This window comes from Enterococcus sp. AZ062, from assembly GCF_051715065.1.
Classification (GTDB): Bacteria; Bacillota; Bacilli; order Lactobacillales; family Enterococcaceae; genus Enterococcus_B; species Enterococcus_B mundtii.
The window spans coordinates 1,295,888-1,315,312 of record NZ_JBIOTB010000001.1; the positions used below are offsets into that span (position 1 = coordinate 1,295,888).

The following is a 19,425-nucleotide window of genomic DNA, read 5'->3' on the forward strand; positions in this document are numbered from 1 at the left end:
TTTTTAAAACGGTGGCAAAAACCAGATGAATGGAGTATGATATGGAAATAAATAGGTATAATCAGAAATTTCTAACTTTTTTGAAACGAGGGATTGGATCACTATGAGAGAATTTGAAAAATCCAACAAATTAGAAGGCGTAAGTTACGATGTCCGGGGACCGGTTCTTGAAGAAGCAGAGCGAATGCAAGAAGAGGGCATCAGTATTTTAAAATTGAATACGGGAAATCCAGCACCATTTGGATTTGAGGCACCAAATGAAGTGATCCGTGATTTGATCATGAATGCTAGAGATTCAGAAGGCTATTCGGATTCAAAAGGGATTTTTTCTGCACGAAAAGCGATTGAACAGTATTGTCAATTGAAAAAATTTCCAAATGTGACGATCAATGATATCTATACTGGTAATGGGGTCAGTGAGCTGATCACGATGTGTATGCAAGGGCTACTGGACAATGGCGATGAAGTATTAGTGCCAATGCCAGATTATCCTTTATGGACAGCTTCTGTTTCTTTGGCTGGAGGAAAACCAGTTCATTATGTATGCGATGAACAAGCCGAATGGTATCCAGATATTGAGGATATCAAATCCAAAGTTACTAGCCGAACAAAGGCAATCGTGATCATCAATCCTAATAACCCAACAGGAGCTTTATATCCGAAAGAGTTATTAGAAGAAATCGTGAAAATCGCACGAGAACATCAATTGATCATTTATTCAGACGAAATCTATGATCGTTTAGTGATGGACGGCTTAGAGCATATCCCGATTGCGACTTTAGCACCTGATCTATTCGTTGTCACATTGAATGGCCTATCTAAATCACATCGTGTGGCGGGATTCCGTGTCGGCTGGATGGTGTTGAGTGGTGACAAATCAAATGTAAAAGGCTATATCGAAGGGTTGAATATGCTTTCCTCTATGCGTCTTTGTTCAAATGTCCTGTCACAACAAATCATCCAAACTGCATTAGGTGGCTACCAAAGTGTGGATGAATTGTTATTGCCAGGTGGACGGATCTACGAACAAAGAGAATACATCTATAATGCAATCAACGATATCCCTGGATTATCAGCAGTTAAACCGAAAGCAGCATTTTATATCTTTCCAAAAATCGATACGAAACGCTTTAATATTACCAATGATGAGCAATTCGTATTAGATTTTCTACACGAGCATAAGATTTTACTGGTTCACGGAGGCGGTTTTAACTGGCCTGATCCAGACCACTTTCGAATCGTTTACTTACCAAAATTAGACGATCTAAAAGTAACGGCGAAAAAAATGCGTGAATTCCTGACAACCTACCAACAAAGATAGGAAATGTCATATTTTGGCTGTTGTGCGTGTGTATTAAGTAGGTAGTTTTAAGCGCAAGCGAGTAACTGACGGGACAAATCAAGATTTTATGAAGTAAGTGAATCACTATAAAAATTGGAGTCAACGATTCTTATAGGCGTTTGCTTACTTCACTAAATCAACCGTTTTTGTCTGGGGTTTATTCTCACTTAACACCTGCAATAACCATTTTCGAGTAATAGCCAACGAGTAGTAAAAACGATGTGATTGGCAAGTTTTTTTATAAAGTAAATACGACTTCACCTAAAAGCCGTCCGGATACCGAGGCGTTTTTTTAATGTCAATTTTTGAAAAATGATTCGTTGCTATTGGACTTTTCTTGAAGTTTACAAAGTAGTCAAGTACAATACATGTAGTCATGCGAATACGCATATTTTTTTTGAGAGGGGGATACTTATGGAAGCATTAGTCGATTCCTTTGGTACGATCATCAAAGAAATCCGAAAAGAACAAAAAATGACTCAACAAATGCTTTCACAAGGCATTTGTTCTCAAAGTGTGCTAAGTAGAATCGAAAATAACGAAGAGTTACCAAATGTATTAGTGATGGCCCAAATCTGTCACAGGCTTGGTGTAACGATCGATTATGTAATGAACTTATCCAAGGACAAGATGCGAGCAGCAACTAGACAGTTTGATCTTCTGGACCTTTACTTTTTAAAAAGAGATTATCGTAAATTAGAACAAGAACTAAAATCAGCGAAGGTGACAGAGAATCTCTATTCAGCTGAGGATTTTCAACGGTATTATTATTATTTAGGTGTTTGTGAATTTACATTAAGGAAAAACCTAGTAAAGGCACTTAGTTACTTGAAAGAAGCATTGACTTACTCTAGCCAAAAAGATCGGACACATGTCTGTGATATCGAGATCCAATTGATCAGCTGTATTGGTAAAGTCTATGGGGTTGCAGGGAGAAGTACAGAAGCAAGATATTATTTAAGTCGTAGTGTCCAACTCTTGCATGATACGATCAACGAGCACAACAAAAGCGAATTGACGCAGATTTTTTATAATTATGGTAGTTTTCTATTTCATCAAGGAGAACGCCAAGCAGCTCTTGAACAAGTGAATCAAGGGATTCGTTGGGCACAAGAAAAAAATAGCTATTATTATTTAAATGATTTATTTATTCTAAAAAGTTTGATCTACAAACAGCAAAATGAACTATCAAAAGCATTGTTTTATGAAGAATTAGCTCAAGCAGTAAAAAAGATTGCTAAAAGTATATAAATGGTGTAGACCATTCTTGACTTCTTTCGTAAATAAGAGTAATTTAAAGGTAGATCATCAAAGGAGAGAATAGAATGAGAACTTATATCTATGCTGACAAATTCTTTTTAGCATCTGGTGTGAAAAACACTGGATATCTTGAAATCACTGATGGGCTTTTTGGCGAATATCTTTCAGAAAAACCAACAGGTGAAGTAACGATCATTGATCAAAGCGGTAAATGGATCGCCCCTGGACTTGTAGACACACATATTCATGGGTTTATGAATCACGATGTTATGGATAATGACGCAGAAGGAATCAAAGCCATGTCAGAAGGCTTATTATCTTGTGGGGTAACTGCCTTTTTACCTACAACATTAACCTCTAGTAAAGAACGTCTAAAAGATGTGGCAGAGACGATTGGAAAAATGTACCATGAAGCTCCTGGCGCTAAAATCAAAGGGATCTATTTTGAAGGACCATTCTTTACAGAAGAGCATAAAGGCGCGCAAAACCCAAGTTATTTTGGCGACCCCGATCTGGCAGTCTTCAATGAATGGCAAGAAGCTTCAGGCGGATTGATCAAAAAAATCGCATTAGCACCAGAACGCGCGGGTGTGGAAGAATTTGTAAAACAAGTAACAGATGAAGGCGTTGTCGTTGCTTTAGGTCATAGTAATGCAACGATCAATGAAGCACAAGCAGCTGTTGAAGCAGGTGCAAGTGTATTTGTTCATGCGTTTAACGGGATGCGCGGCTTGAACCATCGTGAGCCAGGTATGGTCGGCGCGTTATTATCATTGGATCACGTATTTTCTGAGTTGATTTGTGACGGTCACCATGTCCACCCAAATGCAGCACAGATCCTGATGGAAAAAGCAGGACATGAACATGTGGCTTTGATCACGGATTGCATGATGGCTGGTGGGATGCCTGATGGTAACTACAATTTAGGTGAGTTCCCAGTAGTCGTAAAAGATGGAACGGCTCGCTTAGAATCTGGAAATCTAGCTGGAAGTATCCTAAGATTAAAAGAAGCAATCAAAAATGTCGTAGATTGGGGCTTAGCTACACCAGAACAAGCAATCATGATGGCTACGTACGTTCCTGCAGTTAGCTGTAAGATCGACGATACATGTGGAAAGATTGCTAAAGGAAGAGATGCTGATTTCATCGTCTTGAATCCTGACATGACCTTAGATGCCACCTATTTAGATGGTGTTGAACGTTATCATGCGTAAAAAAGCATAAATGAACAGCCAAAAGGAAGAAGCAACTCGTAGCTTTACTCTCTTTTGGCTGTTTTTTTGTGCTGTTTTTTAGATAAATAGTTGGTTACTGGATCAATACTTCTAAGCGTGTAATAAATTCATTCTGGTCATTGGTTTCATGGAAATCTACGAGATAGAGTTCATAAAATGGACTTTTTAATTCTAATTGATGTGTTTGTGCATATTTTTTTATTTCTTGAATGCCTGTGACTTGTTGCTCGTAGGCTCCTTGGTAAGTGTAGGTCAAGTATTTCCCGGATGGTAACGTGGACACCTCGTTGATCAAAGAGGCAGTTTCTGGATAGAAATAAAAGACTTGATAGGCAAAAGGATCTGACTCTTCATGTAAGATACTTCCAAATAAATTTTGATTGTTGGCACTGAGGTGTTTCTCATGCTTTTTATGCAGCTGTTTCAATGCGTAATCGACATCATCGCTAGTCGTCATTTCATCGTCTTTGATTACTTGACGTAACGGATGTTCCATCACGATCGGTTGATTGAATGGAGTATCTTCTACTTCATAGATCAACTGTAAGCGATCATCTAATAAGGAGATTTTTTCTTTTGATTCTGCAATCAAACGATGCAAGGAGTCAATTTCAAATCGTAAAAGTTTTTTTGTTCGATCGATATTTTTATTATTCAGGTATTCGACAATCTCAGGCAAAGAAACATCAAAATATCGCAGATCGCGAATCGTATTTAGTTGTTCTAATTCTTTGTACGAATAATTTCGATAACCGTTATCGTCATAATCTGGTTGGATCAAACCGATTTTTTCATAGTAACGTAAAGTATGTGGGGTAATATCATATAATTTTGCTAATTCATTGATTTTCAATCGATTCACTCCCGTTTGATTTTATTTATACTTTATATCTGTCCCTCATTTTACTATTAGTTGATTCAAAAAAGCGAGTATTTTTAAATTATTTACACGAAATCCTTGACCTTAGAGTTACTCTAACCTGTAAGCTGATTATAGATTAGTCAGTGTTGGAGGAGAAAAAGTATGGAATGGTATAACAAGTCAACGGAAGAAACAATCAAACAAGTTCAAGTCACAGAATATATCACAGAGAGTGATCGGCTGGAACGTCAACAAAAATATGGAAAAAATAAAATGGAAGAAAAAGATCAAACACCAGAATGGCAAAAATTCTTATCTTATTTCCATGATGCGTTGATGTACATCTTATTAGGGGCAGCGATATTGAAAGTAGCAACTGGTGCATTGATGGAAGGTGGCATGATCTTTTTAGTTGTTTTTCTAAATGCGATGATCGGGTACTTCCAAGAACGAAAAGCAGCTTCTTCTTTAGATAGTATCAAAGGATTATTGAGTGATAAAGCAGTGATTTTAGAAGATGGTAAAAAACGAGAGATCGATCCGGCAGACTTGGTTGTTGGCGATCAAGTCGTCTTGACTGCTGGAGATATCGTCCCAGCAGATGTTCGAATCATCGAGTCATTCAATTTACAAGTGGATGAGGCGATTTTAACAGGAGAAACACATTCTGTCAGCAAAACTGTTGAGAGCTTACCTGAAAATACAGAACTAGCTGAACAAGTAAATATGGCTTTTTCGGGCACAAAAGTTGAATCTGGCAATGGATTAGGTGTAGTTGTTGAAGTAGGTTCGAATACTCAAATCGGTAAAATCAGCCATTCTTTATCTACTGTTGAGGAACAAGAAACCCCATTATTGAAGAAAATCAAGGAAATGAATACAAGTATATTTAAAGGAATCAGTGCATTGATTTTGTTAATTGCTCTTGTTTCGTATTTTTATTACGGTATGACATGGGGCTATATTGCTACGGCGATCATTGCTTTGATCGTTTCTTCGATCCCAGAAGGCCTGCCGTCGATTTTAACGATCATTTTGTCGATCGGCGTGAATCGAATGGCAAAGAAGAATGCCATCGTAAAAACATTGCCTACAGTAGAAACCTTAGGTGCGATGACGGTTATTTGTTCAGATAAGACAGGAACATTGACAAAAAATGAAATGTCTTTAGTTCATATAGCGACATTAAATGATTGGTATACGCCTGAAACATTTGCGAAAGTATCGCATACAAAAGTTGAAGAATATTTGTTACAAGCGATGCATAATTGTCAAGAAACACAATTAGCAGATGGGGCTTGTCCTGCAACAGGAAATGCAACAGAACTTGCATTATTACGTTATACAAATACACAAAATGCGATAATCCATTCACCTATTGCCAAAATCCCTTTTGATTCAGCGTATAAATACATGGGGACTGTTCATGAGATCAATGGGAAGAATATCTTGTTCGTAAAAGGTGCACCGGATGTATTGATCGAAAAAGCGGGGCAACAAATGGACGCTAGAGGTATGAGCCAATCGATCGATAAAAAACGTTGGCATAAGAAAAATGAGGAATTAGCGAGTCAAGGGCAACGTGTGTTAGCTTTTGCGATGAAAGAAATCGGCGATAAAGACTTATCTCATGATTCACTAGATGAAGCATTGACGATGATTGGCTTATGCGGCGTGATCGACCCACCAAAAGAGTCAGCGATTGAAGCAGTGAAATCGATGCAACAGGCAGGAATACGTGTCAAAATGATCACAGGCGATCATCCACTGACAGCGAAAGCCATCGCAAAACAACTAGGATTGCAAAATCATCAAACAGCAATCACAGGAAAAGAGCTGAATCAACTGTCAGAGCAACAATGGCAACGAGCAGTAAGTGAAAACGATGTATTTGCGCGAACGACACCAGAACACAAATTGGCAATCGTTTCTTATCTACAAGCGCAAGGTGAAATTGTTGGGATGACCGGTGATGGTGTGAATGATGCACCAGCTTTGAAAAAAGCTGACGTCGGGATTGCTATGGGAATCAAAGGGAGCGATGTCAGTAAGCAAGCAGCAGATATGGTTTTAGTCGATGATAATTTTGAGACGATCGCTTATGCAGTCAAAGAAGGACGTCGGATATTCGACAACTTGAAGAAAACGATTCTCTTTTATTTACCAACATGTTTGGCGCAAGGATTATTGTTACTTTTCTCATTGATCGGAAACTACCCATTACCTTTGACGACTGTGCAAATCTTATGGTTGAATCTAGTTGCTTCGATCACCTTGTCCTATGCTTTAGGATTTGAACGGGCAGAAAAACAAGTGATGAGTCGACGACCACGACCATTGAATGAACGGATTTTGTCACGATATGCGTTGATGCGCATTTTATATGTAGGGATGATCTTAACGATCTTAGGCTTAACTGCGATGGAATATGTCTCAAACGATGCACGTCAGACCGTGTTGATCAATGCAATGGTGTTTGGTCAAGCCTTCTATATGATCAATTGTCGTAGGATTAGCGAATTTAGTTTAGATAGAGGATTATGGAAAAATACAGCATTGTTTTATTCAATTGGGATCATGATCTTGCTTCAAGCCGCGATGATCTGGTTCCCACCATTACGAATGGCTTTAGGAACAAACCTACTATCAAGTACGGAAGTCGTCATCAGTCTTTTACCTGGATTACTTTTATTCTTCTTAGTAGAAATTGAAAAATATGTTTTATCAGCTAGAAGTTACAGGGTAGGTGCTTGATCATTCATATTATTGAAATGAAACATATAAAGATAGCAAAGTAACTAGGTGCTTTTTATTCACACTAAACCCAAGTAACATTGGAAGAGACTAGTTTATAAAATAAGTTAGTAAAAACGCCCGAAATGAGAATGAAGTGCCCCCTGTCAAGTAGACAGTAAAAAAACAAAAATGGTATGAAAACAGGGATCGAGTCACTCGATTCCTGTTTTCATGCAGCTTGCTTTCTAAACTCATTCGGCGAAAGCTCATCCAAGGCTTCCGAATAGCGGTAGTTATTATAATACCGCATATATTCACCTACAGATTTCTTTAAGTCCTCAAAATTCTGGTAGCTTTCTTGATAAAATTTTTCTTCTTTAAAGGTTCCCCAAAAATGTTCAATCGGTTGATTATCTAGACAACGCCCCACTCGGGACATACTTTTGGTGAACTTATATGTTGTTTCAAGTTTCTTATAGTCATAAGACGTGTATTGAAACCCACGATCACTATGAAGTAATGGTCTTACTCCAGAGTTCTTATCCATTGCTTTTTTTATCGTATTCATGACAAGTAAATTATTGTTTGAATGACCTAGCTCCCAAGAGACAATCGAATGATCATAGAGATCGATGATTGCACTTAAATAGGCTTTTCTACCATTTCCATAGCGCAATTCAGTCACGTCTGTACACCATTTCTGATTGGGCTTTTTAGCGACAAATTTACGGTTTAATACATTTTCTGCAACATGTGCTTCCATCGATTTTATATAAGTGGGACGCTTTTTTTTGATGACTGCTTTGATACCAATGGCTTTCATTAATCGATAATAACGATTTCGAGAATACTGTTTCTTTAGTTTTCTGTTAATCTGCATTCGAATTTGCCGATAACCAATTGCTCCTTTTTTGCTGTCATATTTCTTCTTAATCTCTTTCGCCAACTTTCGGTTGGCCATTTCCTTTTTGGAAGGTTGCCATTTCACCCATTTATAGTAGGAAGAGCGGGCAATCCCTGCTAACTGACAGAGCTGAGTGATTGAATAGTTCTTCTCTTCATGAAGAGAAGAACTCGTTTGGTAGAGTTCAACGTTCCTCACTAACGTGAGGGATGGTTTCGCCGCCGAACTTCCTGTAACTTTTTTACGAAATCATTCTCCATTTCTAAATGCTTGTTTCGAGCTTCTAACTCTTTTACTCGTAATTTCAGCCGTTCTTCTTCGGTTAAGAACTCGCTTGATCTGTTTCGACCACGATTGTCTTTTAACGCTTCTTCTCCATATTGTTGGTATTTTTTTACCCAAGAATACACTTGTTGATAGGAAATATCGTATTTTTCAATCGACTGAGCGTAATTCAGCTCATTAGCGATGGTGTATTGAGCGATCTCGATACGCTCTTGATAAGTGGTTTTACGTCCTTTTGTCATGGTTTTGGGTACACTGCCTTTACTTGTAAATTTTAGTGTTTCCCCCTTAGTATAACTTGAAATCCATTTTCTTAAAACGGAGTGTGAAGATATTTGAAATAATAGCGTTGCCTGACGAAGAGACATCTCTTTATTGAGGACAGCTAGAATGGCTTTCTGTTTTTGTTCACGATCATACCGCTTCCAGGTTTTCGCCTCTTTTAACCCCTCGAGCCCCTCCTCGTTATATTTATGAATCCAACTTTCTATCGTCCCATTGGAAAGAGAATATTTCTTCGTGATACTGTTTACGCTACAACGACCACCCATCACCTCTGAAATGATCTGATATTTTTCTTTTGGAGAATATGGACTTCTCTTAGACATACAAAAAACTCCTTATAAAGTAGATTTGGAATTTTGTTTTTTTCCTTGTCTACTTTATAGGGAGCATATCAGAATGATCATTTCGGACGTTTTTTTGTACGATATTTTGTTTCATAAACCTAAACATGCGCGATACGTTTTTTTGTTAAATGTTCAAATATAAGCCCCAGTCTGTCATTGTTAATGCGAGCAACCTTAGTTAGTAGAAAAGTTGAAAAATTCGACAATTGGTTTCGAAGAGTTTGCGTATCTTATTAGTAGATCGGCTAAACTCCCATTAAATCGCTGGATTTCTTCTTTTTGGTGAGAGCGGGGAAACAAACAAACCGTTTTTTCATTTGCTAAGAGATAATCACCATCGATCGTGCGAGCAACCAAGTGCAAGGATGAAAGGAGATTCGCAACATCCGCTTCATCCAGTGAGGTATAATCGATTGTTCGCAGAATACTAGCTTTGAAATGTTGGTAAGAAGGGAAAAACACAAGTTCCTCATAATCGAACAGCTCGTTTTCTTCCAGCCATGCGAGTGTTTCTTCTAATGTACGATGTTGCTTCAATTGTTCAAACAATCGTTTCACCTACTTTTTATTTGGTATCAATACCGTAAAATCAATCGTTGGATTATTGCCTGTTCCTTTTGCCTCTAACTCGACACTTTCAGGGATGAGTTCATCGCCAACATAATGTGGAGTAACACGATAGCGTACAGTTTCACCATGATTCAACGCCTTACGGATTTTTAGTTCATAGTAGTTCATGTAAGGATCGTTGACTGGAAATTGAAACAAAGTAACTAGATTTCTTTCGTCGTCGCCACTACCGCCGAACTGTTTAGCGATCAGATGTCCGCGAGAATGATCATATCTGGGTCCAGAAATAAATCCAGGAGGACGGATGTCACGGTTTGCGCTGGTTCCTGTATTGATCATTGATTTTTCCAATAAGGCATCCGCACCAGTGGGGCGTCCTAATCGATCAAGTTCATGATACTCGATCCAACCTTTGTTTGTTGAGAGTTCAGCCAAATCAAAGGAAGCTGTTCCTAATTCTTGTGGCCCAGGATTGTTTCCAGTCGGTGCTAAGTCTTCTTCTTGGGGTAAGCCGTTGTTTCTTGGTTCAGATGAGTCAGGTATACTACTTGTGGTAGTAGCTTCACTTTTGCTTGTACTTTCGACTGGTTTATCAGAAGATTCCATACTATATGTACGCATGTTTGATTGTTGGTCAGTAGAAACTTCCGGTTCACTATCGATTGAAGCAGTATAACTAGATTCACTGTAATCCCTTGAGATCGGTTGTTCTACATTCACTAGATCCATTCCGATAAAGCCAATTGCGCCAAAAACAACTATAGAGATCAATGTACCCCATAGTTTTTTTAAATTTTTCATTCGTTCACCTCCTTTGTTAGTATAATCCAAAACCAAGCGGACTAAAAGTGAAAACTTTATCCAAAGTAGGTTAATTATATAGGTTAGTATGATATGATAATCTTGTACACAAAGGAGGCGAATGAGATGATAGGAGGAATCGCAATCATCACGATTTACTGGTACGTTTTACTCATATGCGCTGGGGTTGCAGTGTTACTTGTTATTTTTGGAGATGTCTTTGATTTCGATGGACCTATTGATCCGATGCTGATCGTTCCCTGGTTGACTTTTACCAGTTTATTAGGTTATTTAGGTGAATCCTTGACCGAACAGTCCTCGTTAGTGATTTTCGTGATCAGCGCGATTATTGCAACCGTTTTAGTTTTTTTGTTGAATTTTTATATCTTGATGCCGATGAAGCACGCAGAATCGACGCTATCAACTTCTGAAAAAACATTAGAAGGTCAAATCGCGACAGTCGTGACCCCGATACCGATCCAAGGAATGGGAGAAATCCAATTAAAAAGTGTTACTGGTTCAATCAGTCGCCCTGCTTGTTTTTATACGCCCCAAGAGAAAATGATCGGACGTGGCGAAAAAGTTTTGATCATTGAAGTAAGAGACCGTGTTTGTTATGTTACACCGTACGAAAGTATGTTGAAAATGTAAAGGAGTGGAAGAAATGGAAATATCTGGAGTGTTTGTTGCAATTGTTTTAGCAGTGTTGATCGTTTTAATGTTATTGATCGTCTTTGTTGCTAAGTACCAAACGGCAAAGCCTGACGAAGCATTGATCATTAGTGGTAGTTACTTAGGAAGTAAAAATGTCCATGCCGACGAGAGTAACAATAAAATCAAAATCGTCCGCGGTGGAGGTGCATTCGTACTACCAGTTTTCCAACGTTCGAATCGTATCAGTTTATTATCAAGTAAATTAGACGTATCTACCCCAGAAGTTTATACAGAGCAGGGCGTGCCGGTGATGTGTGATGGTACTTCGATCATCAAGATCGGTTCTTCTGTCGAAGAAATTGCGACAGCAGCGGAACAATTTCTAGGAAAAACGCGAGAAGAACTTGAAAATGAAGCACGTGAAGTATTAGAAGGTCATTTGCGGTCGATCCTAGGTTCGATGACAGTAGAAGAAATTTACCAGAATCGTGACAAATTCAGCCAAAGTGTGCAAGAAGTTGCTTCGGTGGATCTAGCAAAAATGGGATTGATCATTGTTTCGTTCACGATCAAAGAAGTCCGTGATAAAAATGGTTATTTGGATTCTTTAGGGAAACCACGGATTGCTCAAGTCAAACGTGATGCAGATATTGCAGAAGCAGAAGCACTTAAAGAAACGCGTATCAAAAAAGCGGAAGCAGAGAAAGAATCTCAAGCCGCAGAATTACAACGCCAAACAGAGATCGCCGAATCTTTAAAAGAAAAAGAATTGAAATTAGCTGCCTATAAACAGGAACAAGATGTGGCACGAGCAAAAGCTGACCAAGCGTATAATTTAGAAAGTGCCAGAGAACAACAACAAGTAATCGAACAAGAGATGCAAGTAAAAGTCGTCGAACGTCAAAAACAAATCGAATTAGAAGAAAAAGAAATCATTCGTCGTGAAAAACAATACGATTCTGAAGTGAAGAAAAAAGCCGATGCGGATCGTTACGCCAAAGAACAAGAAGCCCAAGCGCAAAAAGTCAAAGAAGTGACTGAGGCAGAAGCAGAACAATTTAGAATCGAAGCCTTAGCCCAAGCCCAAGCCAACCAAACTCGTTTAGCTGGACAAGCCGAGGCAGAAGCCACCTTAGCAAAAGGGAAAGCGGAAGCAGAAGCAAAACAAAAAATTGCAGATGCGTTCAAAGAATACGGAGAAGCCGCTGTGCTTAGCATGGTGATCGAAATGTTGCCTCAACTGATGAGTGAAGCGGCACAACCGCTAGGCAATATCGAAAAAATCTCTGTTGTTGACACAGGTAATTCCTCAGGTGAGGCAGGTGGCGCCAATCGAGTGACAAGCTATGCGACAAACTTGTTGTCGACGACACAAGAAACGTTGAAAGAAACAACTGGATTGGACATCAAAGATATCATTGAGAATCTTTCCACTCGTGGAAATTCTAGACAATTGAATGTCTACGAAGGAACAAATGAACCGAAAGAATAACTTAAGAAAGACTCAAAGGATCATGTCCTTTGAGTCTTTTATTGGTTCTCTATTTATTTTCATTTTGCTCACGGATCTGTGCCTTTACTTCTTCCAGATTTTCAAGTAAAGCCTGCTCTTTTTTTCTTAATTCTTCTAAGTCCTCGACAATCTCTTCTTTTTTTTCAACTTCTGGCGGACGCAAGCAAAAATTGATACCGATAGCAATAAATGTCCCGATAAATGTATCGAAAACCCGCTCAATCGCATAGAAGGCTGACTCTCCTTGAGGGATACTTAAAGAGATCAGCAATAATGTTGCAATAGCAGCTATGATCCCAGAATTATTATTGATACCGTCAGATAAGACAATCACAATGATCACTAAAAGTGGGAGAACGATCAGTTCAACTAAAAAATCATTGTGGAAGTAACTTTTTACAAAAAAATAGAAAATACCTAATCCGCCACCAAGTAGATTGCCAATAATACGCGAGCGACCAAAAGAAAAGGTCGTAGTCAAATCTTGGCGCAAGGAAAAAACAGCAGATAGGGCAGCAATCATTGGAATGCCACGATCAAAGAGATGAAAGATCAAAATACATAAGAAAACGGCTAAAGCACTCTTCATTGTACGCATACCAAGTCGAAAGCGTCCAAATTGCATAGTATACTCTCCTTTACGTTCTTTACAATATCATAACTAAACTTACCATGGATTGCTAGTTTTTCATGAACGAATTTAGTATAATTCAATAAAAAGAAAGGAGCCGATCATGCGTATTGGAATGAGAACGGTAAAAACGGTCATCAGTGTATTTGCTTCCATGTTGGTTGCAAACTACTTTTCCTTATTGTTCTGGCCATCTGCCGGTATTATTGCGTTGTTAAGTGTCGGGAATACTCGTCGCTCCACCTTGATGACTGGGATCTATCGAATCGCTGCATTTATTGTCGCTACACTTATTGCCTTTATGTGTTTTACACTTTTGGGCTATCGAATCATCAGTTTCAGTATCTTTCTATTATTTTTTATTCCAATCGCCGTGCGGTTCAAATTGACAGAAGGAATCGTTGTAAACTCAGTCTTGATCACTCATTATCTTAGTGAACAAAGTATGAGTTGGCAATTGATCACAAACGAAGCAGCCTTGATGATCATTGGTGTAGGCTTTGCTTTGTTATCTAATGTCTACATGCCAGATAGTAAAAAACGTTTAAAGGAAAATCAAGTGATCATCGAAGAGCGGTTTCGTCTTCTTTTGAAGAACATGGCAGACTTTTTGCTTTCTGGCGAAGCTTACGAAAATCAAGGGTTATGCAAAGAATTACAAGTTTATATTCGAGAAAGCCAGGCATATGCACGGAATCACCAAGAGAATAACTTGCTTAGACAAAATCAATATTATGAAACCTATTTTTCTATGCGACGGGCTCAGATCAATGTGATCCAAGATATGCAAGAAAATTTAGCTTATATCCAGGACCCAGTGCCTTATAGCGACCATATATACGGCTTGTTGATCTATACAGCTGAGACATTTTCTGAATCAAATGATGGCAAAGAAATATTGACAAGGATCGAAGAGGTCTATGGAATGTATCGTCAAATGCCATTGCCGACTACGCGAAGTGAATTTGAGGATCGTGCGGAATTGTTTCAGTTTTTACAGTCATTCAAAAGTTTTATTGAAATAAAAGTAGAATTTTCTCAGCAGATGATAGTGGATGCGTAAAGGTGAATAAATAAGACGAAGCGATGAGGTGACCATCCTCTGCTTCGTCTTATTCTTATTCTGTTTATCTGTTACTCTTCCAATGCTCTTGCATATCATCTAAAAGTGCAATCACTTCGGTGGTTAAATACAGGGAACGGTTTGGCAGTTCTCCTTCGATCATTTTTACCATATTTTCAATTTCATAATTCATTGCTTGCGCACGATGGCCACTTTCAATCAGTTCTTTTGTACCATCAGTATAAATGATCTCTGCTTGGTCAGCTCTAGGATAATCATTGATTGAGATATACCCATTTTCAAAAGCAACGATTCCGACTTTTGGCATTTTTGCTTGGAAGGTCAGGCTGATCGTAGCTAGTTCATTTTCTTTATTTTGCAAGATCGTTACAGATTGTTCATCAACACCTGTTTTAAATGGAATCATACGAGAGGCGATGACTTCTGGTTGTGAGCTCAAAAAGAATCGAGCAAATGAAACAGCATAGGTTCCAATATCAAGTAATGCCCCACCTGCTAAATCAGGGTTGAAGAAGCGATTGGTCGGATCAGGTTCTTTGTAACTGCCAAAAGGTGCTTGGATCATCTTTAATGCACCTAACTTGCCTGAATCGATCATTGAACGAAGTTGATGATACAAAGGCATGTTGAAAATCGTCATCGCTTCTGCCAAGATCAGCTCTTTTTGTTCCGCTAATTGGATGGCTTGTTGAAGTTCTGCCTTATTCATCGTGATGGCTTTTTCGCATAAGACATGTTTCCCAGCTTCCAAGGCAGGAAGAATGTAGTCGATATGTTGACGATTCGGAACGGCGATATACACGATATCAACTTCAGCATCTTGCAACATATCATGATAATCGCCATACGCTTTTTTGATAGAATGGCGTGTAGCAAAATCCTGTGCTTTTTCCAAAGTTCGTGATGCAACAGCAACCAATTCACTTGATGTTTGATCGAAGTTTTCTGCAAATTCGTTAGCAATCGATCCTAGACCGACAATGCCCCATTGGTATTTTTTCATTTTTCATCTCTCCTTGACGTGGTATATTTAGTGTGAGGGTATTTAGTAGAATACTCTTAGTTTCGCTATTATTATATCAAAAAAAAGATATTCGATTCGTTTGAAGAACTGCTTTCTAAAAAAAGGTGAAAGAAATGTTCTAATAGATGATTTTTTCATTTAATTTAAGTAAAATAATTAGGAGGAGGAGATTGCGATGCATCAAGTATACGTTGATCTTATTATGAGTGTTTTACTCGAACAATTTGAAACAGAAGAAAATTTCTTAGATACTTATCTATTGGTGGATGAAACAACTTGGCAAGCTTGGAAGCGTGGTGAACAAAACTTACCATCCGAGGCCATGCAAAAAGTGAAAAATCTTTTTACGGACTATGAATGGATGTTAACGCAAAAAATTCTACGTCAAACCATTATTTTCCCTGAAAAAAGAAACGTTGCAGTAGCCGAATATAAGCAAATCAAAACACGTATTGCTCAGAAATGGGTAAGTAGTGGCAGTGCGAATGTAGAGTTGCTCCCTTTAAAAAATGATCAAATTGTCAATGGATATCTTGACTTGAAAGTCAGTATTCAATATGATGAGTGGGGTTATGATGACATTTTGAACTTTCGATTACCAGCAGAAGTTCAAAAGCAAATCGAAGGGGAGAAAATCGAGTTGTTAGATTGGGTAAATGAAAGTCTGGAAGAAACTTACGTGAGTGAGAAAGTGGAACCAGAAAGGGAATGAAAGGATTTTTTACGTGAATAAAATTTTAGGCGTTATCTCAGTCGTGATCATGATTGTTGCGATGGGCTATCTGGTTGTTAGTGAGAGTCGGACGGATACGAAAGCTCAAGCTGATAATTCAAAGACAGAACAAACAAACACGACGAGTGCGACAGAAGAAAGTACAGAAAAAGCAACAAAAAAACCAACCTCTAGTGATTTGCCAGATGTTAAGTTGGATGATTGGTCGCTGGTATTGGTAGGACCTGATCACAAAATCGAGACAGAAATCGATGAAGCTAACCAATTGGCTGCGCTAGATAATGGCTATTTGATCGACAAACGTATTAAGGCTGATTATGAAGAACTGGCTAACGCAGCTAAAGCTGCGGGCTTTCCTTTAGTTATGGTATCGGCTTACCGCTCCGTTGCGACACAACAAGAGGTGTTCGTTCAAAATGTCCAACAGGTGATGAGTAGTCAGGGAGTCACTGAAGAAGAGGCGACCGCGATTACGAAAAAAACTATGACAGAACCGGGTTACAGTGAACACCATACAGGTTTAGCTGTGGATGTGGTCGATGAAACATGGTATAACAATTATCCCAATACTGTATTGGATGAAAAATATGGTGACGAACCAGGTGCGAAATGGCTTGCGGACAATGCCTCTAAATATGGCTTTATTATCCGTTACCCAAAAGGTCGAGAAGATATTACAAAAATCACTTATGAACCTTGGCACTTACGTTATGTAGGCAAAGAAAGTGCAGAATATATCACATCAAACGATTTAACGATGGAGGAGTACTTGGACCAACTAAAAGAAAAGTAGGAATAAGAGATGGCAAAAAATAAATGGAAAAAACAAAGGCGTAAAAATAATCGCTGGTTTGCTGTAGTTTTAGGGAGTATGTTGATCATGATGGCTTTTGTTTTTTCTTTGAGAAGTTTGTCATCGCCCTACTCTACGGAAGCACAGCAACAAGAAACACTGACTCATCAGGAATTTATCAACGCATTAGTTCCACATGCGAAAGAACTACAACAAGGCTATGGCGTTTTGCCAAGTATCATTATTGGGCAAGCCATCCTTGAATCTGATTGGGGCAATAGTACGCTTGCCAGTAAATATAAGAACTTGTTTGGAATCAAAGCGTTCGGGAACGAAGAAAAAGTCAATCTGGAAACAAAAGAATATATCAATGAAGAATGGATCACCATCCAAGGAGACTTTCGAGTCTATTCTTCGTGGGAACAATCAATGGATGACCACACGGCTTTATTTGTCAATGGTGTCGATTGGAATCCTGCATTGTATGCGAATGTGATCACTGCGACCAATTATATTGAAGCAGCTCATGCGTTACAGGCGGCAGGATATGCGACAGATCCGACATATGCTGATAAAATCATACATGTGATTGAAACTTACCAGTTAAATCAATACGATCAATAATCAGAAAAGAACGGAAGTGGACGGATGGCAGATTTATTTGTTCCAGAAATAATGACAGAATTACGTAAGGATATCGTGAGAGTCCCAGAGGTCATTATGGAAGCAAGTGGTATTAAAATTTTTGGCAAGTTGATACGTTCGATTATCTTCACCACGGATATTGCGATCATCAGAAACACCAATGCAAATGCGGTGATCGCAGTTTATCCTTTTACACCCCATCCGGCAATTACGAAAAGCATCATTGAAGCAGCGGATATCCCTGTGTTTTCAGGTGTCGGCGGTGGCTTGACACAGGGGATGCGTTCGGCATATATGAGCCTTTTTGCAGAAGCACAAGGATCATTAGGCGTAGTCTTGAATGGTCCAACACCAGTAGAGACTGTCCATGATGTCTGTCAAGTGGTTGATATACCGGTAATCAGTACAGTCACGTCTAAATACTCGGAAATCGACGAGAAATTGGCAGCAGGCATTACGATCATCAATATCAGTGCGGGAAAAGATACAGCAGATACTGTTCGCTTTTTCCGAGCAAAGTATCCAGAATTACCGATTATTGCGACTGGAGGTCCCACGGAAGAAAGCATCAAAGAAACGATTGAAGCTGGCGCCAATGCGATCACCTACACACCACCTAGTAGCGGAGAGTTATTCAGCCGCAAAATGGACAAGTATCGAAAAATCGAGAAAACAAATTGAGTACCAAACGAAAATAAATATCATTCAACCAACCATAGATAATAGTTACCGATACAATCTTGGCTTTAGCAACCTTTTCCTTTATGGGATAGGTTGCTTTATTTCATAAATACTATTTTGTTTGCTAGGATGAAACCATGAGGTTTATCAAGAATAATCCAAAGATAAATCCTTCATGAGAAAAACAAGAAATATAGTTGTAAGTTTCAGAAACAAGTGTTAGACTGTTTTCATCGTTTAAAAATTAAACTATTTTGTTTCTAAAAATATCATTTATCAATCGAATATCGAACAACTTATATATCGTCATAATAAGGATGACAGTTTCTAGCCAGCACCGTAAATGTTGGACTATAAGTGAAAAAGTAGTGAGACATCTTTTTTGCTTATATATGAGCAGTAGAGATGTTTTTTTCTATGTTGAGTGGCATGAATTTAGCAAGAAAAGGAGTAAATAAAGTGAGAGAATTAGTTGAACGTATCAATAAAGATGGACAAGTCTTGGGTGAAGGCGTGTTGAAAGTAGATAGTTTTGTTACCCATCAGGTAGATCCAGTTTTGATGGAACAAATGGGCCAACGTTTTGCGGAAGTATTTAAAGAACAAGGAATCACTAAAGTGGTGACGATTGAAGCTTCTGGCATCGCCCCCGCTTTATTTGCGGCCAAAGAGCTCGGTGTACCGATGATCTTTGCAAGGAAAGCCAAAAGTTTGACGATGGATGAAGAATTATTGACGGCATCCGTTTATTCATTTACAAAACAAGTAACAAGCACGATATCGATTTCTCGTAAATTCTTGTCTTCTGAAGATAAAGTACTGATTATTGATGACTTTTTAGCCAATGGTCAAGCAGCAAAAGGGTTGATCGAATTGTGTCAACAAGCAGGCGCGAGTGTTGAGGGAATCGGGATCGTCATTGAAAAATCCTTCCAAGACGGTCGTCAACTTCTTGAAGAAATGGGCTTAAAAGTGGTCTCACTTGCCCGCGTTGCATCACTTTCTGATGGTCAAGTAGATTTTCTTGAGGAGGATGCGTAAGC

General features: G+C 38.7%; 19 protein-coding genes and 1 riboswitch. Of the genes, 12 read left to right on the top strand and 7 right to left on the bottom strand.

The window, feature by feature from the left end; genetic code table 11:
- The first annotated feature begins 103 nt into the window (after positions 1–103).
- The 3 genes from IGJ00_RS06280 to nagA all read left to right on the top strand — a co-directional run bounded on the left by IGJ00_RS06280 (position 104) and on the right by nagA (position 3,816).
- Positions 104–1,321, top strand: a complete 1,218-nt coding sequence (locus tag IGJ00_RS06280; protein ID WP_019724414.1) for a pyridoxal phosphate-dependent aminotransferase — start codon at positions 104–106, stop codon at positions 1,319–1,321.
- 435 nt (positions 1,322–1,756) lie between these two features.
- Positions 1,757–2,593 (top strand): helix-turn-helix domain-containing protein, encoded by an 837-nt coding sequence (locus tag IGJ00_RS06285; protein ID WP_071867154.1) that lies wholly within the window; start codon positions 1,757–1,759, stop codon positions 2,591–2,593.
- A gap of 74 nt (positions 2,594–2,667) precedes the next feature.
- On the top strand, positions 2,668–3,816 hold the full coding sequence (gene nagA / locus IGJ00_RS06290; RefSeq protein ID WP_071867153.1) for an N-acetylglucosamine-6-phosphate deacetylase: 1,149 nt from the start codon (positions 2,668–2,670) through the stop codon (positions 3,814–3,816).
- 94 nt (positions 3,817–3,910) lie between these two features.
- On the opposite strand, the gene IGJ00_RS06295 is transcribed toward nagA, so the two are convergent.
- Positions 3,911–4,699 (bottom strand): MerR family transcriptional regulator, encoded by a 789-nt coding sequence (locus tag IGJ00_RS06295; protein WP_254905407.1) that lies wholly within the window; start codon positions 4,697–4,699, stop codon positions 3,911–3,913.
- 162 nt (positions 4,700–4,861) lie between these two features.
- Here IGJ00_RS06295 and IGJ00_RS06300 point away from each other — a divergent pair, with 162 nt between their 5' ends.
- Complete coding sequence (locus tag IGJ00_RS06300; RefSeq protein WP_115357526.1) at positions 4,862–7,453, top strand: HAD-IC family P-type ATPase; 2,592 nt, start codon at positions 4,862–4,864, stop codon at positions 7,451–7,453.
- Positions 7,454–7,664: 211 nt separating this feature from the next.
- Here IGJ00_RS06300 and IGJ00_RS06305 read toward each other — a convergent pair whose 3' ends face one another.
- The 4 genes from IGJ00_RS06305 to IGJ00_RS06320 all read right to left on the bottom strand — a co-directional run bounded on the left by IGJ00_RS06305 (position 7,665) and on the right by IGJ00_RS06320 (position 10,624).
- Positions 7,665–8,537 (bottom strand): IS3 family transposase, encoded by an 873-nt coding sequence (locus IGJ00_RS06305; RefSeq protein ID WP_142433158.1) that lies wholly within the window; start codon positions 8,535–8,537, stop codon positions 7,665–7,667.
- Positions 8,537–9,232, bottom strand: coding sequence for a helix-turn-helix domain-containing protein (locus IGJ00_RS06310; protein WP_115357196.1), 696 nt, complete (start codon positions 9,230–9,232; stop codon positions 8,537–8,539). The genes IGJ00_RS06305 and IGJ00_RS06310 overlap by 1 nt, the downstream gene beginning before the upstream one ends.
- Positions 9,233–9,427: 195 nt before the next feature.
- Positions 9,428–9,802 carry a hypothetical protein gene (locus IGJ00_RS06315; RefSeq protein ID WP_074799723.1) on the bottom strand — a complete coding sequence of 125 codons (375 nt, stop codon included), beginning with the start codon at positions 9,800–9,802 and terminating at the stop codon, positions 9,428–9,430.
- Positions 9,803–9,811: 9 nt separating this feature from the next.
- Complete coding sequence (locus IGJ00_RS06320; RefSeq protein ID WP_074799722.1) at positions 9,812–10,624, bottom strand: DNA/RNA non-specific endonuclease; 813 nt, start codon at positions 10,622–10,624, stop codon at positions 9,812–9,814.
- A 126-nt stretch (positions 10,625–10,750) separates the two neighbouring features.
- On the opposite strand from IGJ00_RS06320, the gene IGJ00_RS06325 reads away from it, so the two are divergent.
- Both IGJ00_RS06325 and IGJ00_RS06330 read left to right on the top strand, forming a co-directional pair.
- On the top strand, positions 10,751–11,275 hold the full coding sequence (locus IGJ00_RS06325) for an NfeD family protein (RefSeq protein ID WP_074799721.1): 525 nt from the start codon (positions 10,751–10,753) through the stop codon (positions 11,273–11,275).
- Between the two features lie 13 nt (positions 11,276–11,288).
- Positions 11,289–12,770, top strand: coding sequence for a flotillin family protein (locus IGJ00_RS06330; protein ID WP_438844215.1), 1,482 nt, complete (start codon positions 11,289–11,291; stop codon positions 12,768–12,770).
- A gap of 49 nt (positions 12,771–12,819) precedes the next feature.
- Here IGJ00_RS06330 and IGJ00_RS06335 read toward each other — a convergent pair whose 3' ends face one another.
- Positions 12,820–13,416 (bottom strand): FUSC family protein, encoded by a 597-nt coding sequence (locus IGJ00_RS06335; protein WP_071867146.1) that lies wholly within the window; start codon positions 13,414–13,416, stop codon positions 12,820–12,822.
- 109 nt (positions 13,417–13,525) lie between these two features.
- Here IGJ00_RS06335 and IGJ00_RS06340 point away from each other — a divergent pair, with 109 nt between their 5' ends.
- A complete protein-coding gene (locus tag IGJ00_RS06340) occupies positions 13,526–14,485 on the top strand; it encodes an aromatic acid exporter family protein (protein WP_115357529.1) in 960 nt (319 codons plus the stop codon).
- A gap of 64 nt (positions 14,486–14,549) precedes the next feature.
- Here IGJ00_RS06340 and IGJ00_RS06345 read toward each other — a convergent pair whose 3' ends face one another.
- Positions 14,550–15,509 (bottom strand): Gfo/Idh/MocA family protein, encoded by a 960-nt coding sequence (locus tag IGJ00_RS06345; RefSeq protein WP_071867144.1) that lies wholly within the window; start codon positions 15,507–15,509, stop codon positions 14,550–14,552.
- A 196-nt stretch (positions 15,510–15,705) separates the two neighbouring features.
- Between IGJ00_RS06345 and IGJ00_RS06350 the strand changes: the two genes are divergently transcribed.
- The 5 genes from IGJ00_RS06350 (at position 15,706) to IGJ00_RS06370 (ending at position 19,423) form a co-directional block, all read left to right on the top strand.
- Positions 15,706–16,242: a hypothetical protein gene (locus tag IGJ00_RS06350; RefSeq protein WP_074799718.1), complete on the top strand. Its 537-nt coding sequence runs from the start codon at positions 15,706–15,708 to the stop codon at positions 16,240–16,242.
- A gap of 13 nt (positions 16,243–16,255) precedes the next feature.
- Positions 16,256–17,056, top strand: coding sequence for a M15 family metallopeptidase (locus tag IGJ00_RS06355; RefSeq protein WP_115357530.1), 801 nt, complete (start codon positions 16,256–16,258; stop codon positions 17,054–17,056).
- A 9-nt stretch (positions 17,057–17,065) separates the two neighbouring features.
- Positions 17,066–17,680: a glycoside hydrolase family 73 protein gene (locus IGJ00_RS06360; RefSeq protein WP_071867141.1), complete on the top strand. Its 615-nt coding sequence runs from the start codon at positions 17,066–17,068 to the stop codon at positions 17,678–17,680.
- 24 nt (positions 17,681–17,704) lie between these two features.
- Entirely contained in the window at positions 17,705–18,382 is a 678-nt protein-coding gene (locus IGJ00_RS06365; RefSeq protein ID WP_071867140.1) for a hydrolase, read from the top strand.
- Between the two features lie 276 nt (positions 18,383–18,658).
- Positions 18,659–18,756: riboswitch (purine riboswitch) on the top strand.
- Positions 18,757–18,841: 85 nt separating this feature from the next.
- On the top strand, positions 18,842–19,423 hold the full coding sequence (locus tag IGJ00_RS06370; RefSeq protein WP_019723458.1) for a xanthine phosphoribosyltransferase: 582 nt from the start codon (positions 18,842–18,844) through the stop codon (positions 19,421–19,423).
- Positions 19,424–19,425 lie beyond the last annotated feature (2 nt).